The 4,311-nt window shown below is 59.4% G+C and carries 9 protein-coding genes; all 9 read left to right on the top strand.

All coding sequences use genetic code 11. The features are described from left to right. Positions 1-120: 120 nt before the first annotated feature. A complete protein-coding gene (rplP, locus tag AHiyo1_RS01340) occupies positions 121-537 on the top strand; it encodes a 50S ribosomal protein L16 (protein WP_028265101.1) in 417 nt (138 codons plus the stop codon). Between the two features lie 2 nt (positions 538-539). Then, a complete protein-coding gene (gene rpmC / locus AHiyo1_RS27700) occupies positions 540-863 on the top strand; it encodes a 50S ribosomal protein L29 (protein WP_059387364.1) in 324 nt (107 codons plus the stop codon). After that, complete coding sequence (gene rpsQ / locus AHiyo1_RS01350; protein WP_059387365.1) at positions 860-1,159, top strand: 30S ribosomal protein S17; 300 nt, start codon at positions 860-862, stop codon at positions 1,157-1,159. Before rpmC ends, rpsQ begins: the two co-directional genes overlap by 4 nt. Before the next feature lie 347 nt (positions 1,160-1,506). Beyond that, complete coding sequence (gene rplN / locus AHiyo1_RS01355) at positions 1,507-1,875, top strand: 50S ribosomal protein L14 (RefSeq protein ID WP_003803789.1); 369 nt, start codon at positions 1,507-1,509, stop codon at positions 1,873-1,875. A gap of 3 nt (positions 1,876-1,878) precedes the next feature. Beyond that, complete coding sequence (gene rplX / locus AHiyo1_RS01360) at positions 1,879-2,241, top strand: 50S ribosomal protein L24 (RefSeq protein WP_059387366.1); 363 nt, start codon at positions 1,879-1,881, stop codon at positions 2,239-2,241. Further along, on the top strand, positions 2,241-2,819 hold the full coding sequence (gene rplE / locus AHiyo1_RS01365) for a 50S ribosomal protein L5 (RefSeq protein WP_059387367.1): 579 nt from the start codon (positions 2,241-2,243) through the stop codon (positions 2,817-2,819). The genes rplX and rplE overlap by 1 nt, the downstream gene beginning before the upstream one ends. Before the next feature lie 76 nt (positions 2,820-2,895). Next, on the top strand, positions 2,896-3,294 hold the full coding sequence (rpsH, locus tag AHiyo1_RS01370) for a 30S ribosomal protein S8 (RefSeq protein WP_028265096.1): 399 nt from the start codon (positions 2,896-2,898) through the stop codon (positions 3,292-3,294). Positions 3,295-3,312: 18 nt separating this feature from the next. Beyond that, positions 3,313-3,849 carry a 50S ribosomal protein L6 gene (rplF, locus tag AHiyo1_RS01375; RefSeq protein ID WP_059387368.1) on the top strand — a complete coding sequence of 179 codons (537 nt, stop codon included), beginning with the start codon at positions 3,313-3,315 and terminating at the stop codon, positions 3,847-3,849. Positions 3,850-3,852: 3 nt separating this feature from the next. Beyond that, entirely contained in the window at positions 3,853-4,236 is a 384-nt protein-coding gene (gene rplR / locus AHiyo1_RS01380; protein WP_059387369.1) for a 50S ribosomal protein L18, read from the top strand. The last annotated feature ends 75 nt before the right edge of the window (positions 4,237-4,311 follow it).

The following is a 4,311-nucleotide window of genomic DNA, read 5'->3' on the forward strand; positions in this document are numbered from 1 at the left end:
CGCCGACCGTGGTGACCGCCGTCGTCGTACCGACGTCCGGCAGCTGACGCAGCACCTGTTGCTGCAGAGGCTCCGGCAGCTGAAGCTGCTGCTCCCGCAGCAGAAGGAGGACAGGCTTAAATGCTTATCCCACGTCGAGTCAAGCACCGTAAGCAGCACCACCCGGGTCGTTCCGGCGCTGCAACGGGCGGCACCAAGGTCACCTTCGGTGAGTACGGCATCCAGGCGCTGAGCCCGGCCTACGTCACGAACCGTCAGATCGAGTCTGCCCGTATCGCGATGACCCGCCACATCAAGCGTGGCGGTAAGGTCTGGATCAACATTTATCCGGACCGTCCGCTGACGAAGAAGCCGGCCGAAACCCGCATGGGTTCCGGTAAGGGTTCTCCGGAATGGTGGGTCGCAAACGTCAAGCCGGGCCGCGTTCTCTTCGAGCTCGCCGGTGTCAATGAAGAGGTAGCTCGCGAGGCACTGCGCCTGGCAATCCACAAGCTGCCGTTGAAGGCACGCATTGTGCGTCGCGAAGGTGGTGAATAGAAATGGCAGTAGGGTCGAAGGATCTCGCACCCGCACAGCTGGACGGTTTCGACAACGAGCGTCTCGTTGAAGAACTCCGCAAGTCCAAGGAAGAGCTGTTCAACCTGCGTTTCCAGTCCGCCACCGGACAGCTGGAGAACCACGGTCGTCTGCGCGCGGTAAAGAAGGACATCGCACGCATCTACACCGTTCTCCGTGAGCGCGAGCTGGGCATTCGTGCCGAGGTTGCCGCACCGGTTGTGGAAGCCAAGGAAGAAAAGAAGTCCAAGAAGGCAGAAGCCAAGGCTGAGAAGGCCGAAGCCGAGGCTGGAGAGGACGCCAAGTGAGCGAACAGAAGGAAACTGTGACGGAAGCAGCAGCCAGCGCCGAACAGCGCGGTTACCGTAAGACGCGTCGCGGCTACGTTGTCTCTGACAAGATGGAAAAGACCATCGTTGTTCAGGTTGAAGACCGCGTGAAGCACGCTCTGTACGGCAAGGTCATTCGCCGCACCTCGAAGATCAAGGCTCACGACGAGCAGAACACCGCCGGCATCGGCGACCTCGTTCTGATCTCTGAGACCCGCCCGCTGTCCGCTACAAAGCGGTGGCGCCTGGTCGAGATCCTCGAAAAGGCTAAGTAATCCCGCGCCGGGCTTTGTCCGGCAGCGATATGGATTGGTGGAAGGCCCGTATTCCGGAAGGAATGCGGGCCTTTCCGCGTTTCGGTCCTTAGCATAAAACGTGCTAGGATATTGAGTTTGTATGGCGCCAGTTGTGCGTCAACAACCACCTCGTAAACAATCGTGCCGCGGCATACTGCCCCGCGCAGTTATTTCCGCAAGGGAAGCTGATGCTGGCGGCACGGGAGTTTAGGCCTGCACTGGCAAAATCCAGGCAGGTCAAGAGACACCCCGATCAACCGTTCCGCAAGGCTCATTCCGTATGCTCCATTTCGGTCTGAGAACCGGCGCGACGCAAGGAGTAAAAATTGATTCAGCAGGAGTCGCGACTGAAGGTCGCCGACAACACGGGTGCTAAGGAAATCCTTACCATTCGCGTTCTCGGTGGATCCGGCCGTCGCTACGCAGGCATTGGCGACGTCATTGTCGCAACCGTCAAGGACGCTATCCCGGGCGGCAACGTAAAGAAGGGTGACGTCGTCAAGGCTGTCATCGTTCGTACCAAGAAGGAACGCCGCCGTGCGGATGGTTCCTACATCAAGTTTGACGAGAACGCAGCTGTGATTCTGAAGAACGACGGCGACCCCCGCGGTACCCGTATCTTCGGCCCGGTTGGTCGTGAACTGCGTGACAAGAAGTTCATGAAGATCGTTTCGCTGGCTCCGGAGGTGCTGTAACCCATGGGTGCAAAGATCAAGAAGGGTGACCTGGTTCAGGTCATCACCGGCGCCAAGCAGGAACGTGGCGGCGACCGTGGCAAGCAGGGCAAGGTTCTTCGCGTGTTCACCGAGACCAACCGCGTCCTGGTAGAAGGCATCAACCGAGTCACCAAGCACACCAAGGTCGGTCAGTCGCAGCGCGGCACCAAGACCGGTGGCATCGAGGTCGTTGAGGCCCCGATCCACGTCTCCAACGTTGCTCTTGTTGACCCCTCGACCAAGAAGCCGACCCGCGTTGGTTTCCGTCTCGAGACCGTTGAGAAGGACGGCGTCTCCAAGTCCGTCCGTGTCCGCGTGTCCAAGGCATCCGGGAAGGACATCTAATGACTGAGACTCTCGAGACTCCAGCGAAGATCGTTCCGCGTCTGAAGACGAAGTACGCCGATTCCATCAAGCAGACCCTGGTTGAGGAATTCAAGTACGAGAACGTGAACCAGGTTCCCCGCCTGGTGAAGGTTGTTGTGAACATGGGTGTTGGAGATGCCGCCAAGGACTCCAAGCTGATCGACGGCGCTGTCCGCGACCTCACCCTGATCACCGGCCAGAAGCCGCAGGTAACCAAGGCCCGCAAGTCGATCGCCCAGTTCAAGCTGCGCGAAGGCATGCCCATCGGTGCACACGCAACTCTGCGTGGGGACCGTATGTGGGAATTCGTGGACCGCCTCGTGACCCTCGCCCTGCCCCGTATCCGCGACTTCCGCGGCCTTAACGGCAAGCAGTTCGACGGCAACGGCAACTACACCTTCGGTCTGACCGAGCAGGTTATGTTCCACGAAATCGACCAGGACTCCATCGACCGCGTTCGCGGTATGGACATCACGGTTGTCACCACTGCAAAGACCGATGACGAAGGCCGTGCGCTGCTCAAGGCACTTGGCTTCCCGTTCAAATCCGAAGACTAATAACTACGTAGTAGGTCCGGCCGCGGCTGCTTTGCAGCCAACGCGGAAACCATTACGAGGAAGGGCAAGAGCCACAATGACTATGACAGATCCTGTCGCAGACATGCTTACGCGTCTGCGCAACGCCAACTCGGCATACCACGACACCGTGAGCATGCCGTACAGCAAGCTCAAGGCACGCGTTGCCGACATCCTGAAGGCAGAAGGCTACATCGCTGCTTGGAAGGAAGAGGAAGCCGAAGTCGGCAAGAAGCTGACCATCGACCTCAAGTTCGGTCCGAACCGCGAGCGTTCGATTGCTGGTGTCCGCCGCATTTCCAAGCCTGGTCTCCGCGTTTACGCGAAGTCCACCAACCTGCCTCACGTGCTGGGTGGCCTGGGTATCGCAATCCTGTCCACCTCTTCCGGCCTCCTGACTGACAAGCAGGCCGGCAAGAAGGGCGTGGGCGGCGAAGTCCTCGCGTACGTCTGGTAACGGGAAAGGAAGAGAATAATGTCACGTATTGGACGTCTCCCCATCACCGTTCCTGCCGGCGTTGAAGTTAAGGTTGATGGCTCTGTCATCAACGTCAAGGGCACCAAAGGCGAGCTGAGCCACACTGTAGCCAGCCCGATCGAGGTCACCCTGGACGAAAGCACCTTGACTGTCACCCGCCCGAACGACGAGCGCGCTTCGCGTTCCCTGCACGGCCTGACCCGCACCCTGATCGCGAACATGATCGAGGGCGTCACCAAGGGCTACGAAAAGAAGCTTGAAATCGTTGGTACCGGTTACCGCGTTCAGGCCAAGGGTTCTGACCTTGAGTTCGCTCTCGGCTTCAGCCACCCGGTCAATGTCTCCGCTCCGGAAGGCATCACCTTCACGGTGGAGGGGCCGACCAAGCTCTCCGTCGCTGGTATCTCCAAGCAGCAGGTCGGCGAGGTTGCTGCCAACATTCGCAAGCTGCGCAAGCCCGACCCCTACAAGGGCAAGGGTGTCCGTTACGCCGGCGAAGTTATCCGCCGCAAGGTCGGAAAGGCTGGTAAGTAAACCATGGCCATCGCAATTAACAAGAAGCGTACGAACAAGAGCAAGTCTGCTGCACGCAGCCGTCGCCAGCTTCGTATCCGCAAGCGCATCACCGGCACGGCTGTTCGTCCTCGTCTGGTCGTCAACCGCTCCGCACGCCACATCTTCGTCCAGGTTGTCGATGACAGCAAGGGTGTAACCGTGGCTTACGCCTCCACTTTGGAAGCTGACCTTCGTGCATTCGACGGCGACAAGACTGCCAAGGCCAAGCGCGTCGGCGAGCTCGTTGCCGGGCGTGCCAAGGCTGCAGGCATCGAAGCTGTTGTCTTCGACCGCGGTGGTAACAAGTACCACGGCCGGATCGCCGCCGTCGCTGACGGCGCACGTGAAGGTGGGCTGGCACTGTGACCGTTGAGAATAACGAAAAGGACATTCAGGTGACTGAAGCTGCAGCTGCTGAGGCAACTGAGACTGCCAAGGCTA

The organism is Arthrobacter sp. Hiyo1 (genome assembly GCF_001263615.2).
Lineage (GTDB): Bacteria > Actinomycetota > Actinomycetes > Actinomycetales > Micrococcaceae > Arthrobacter.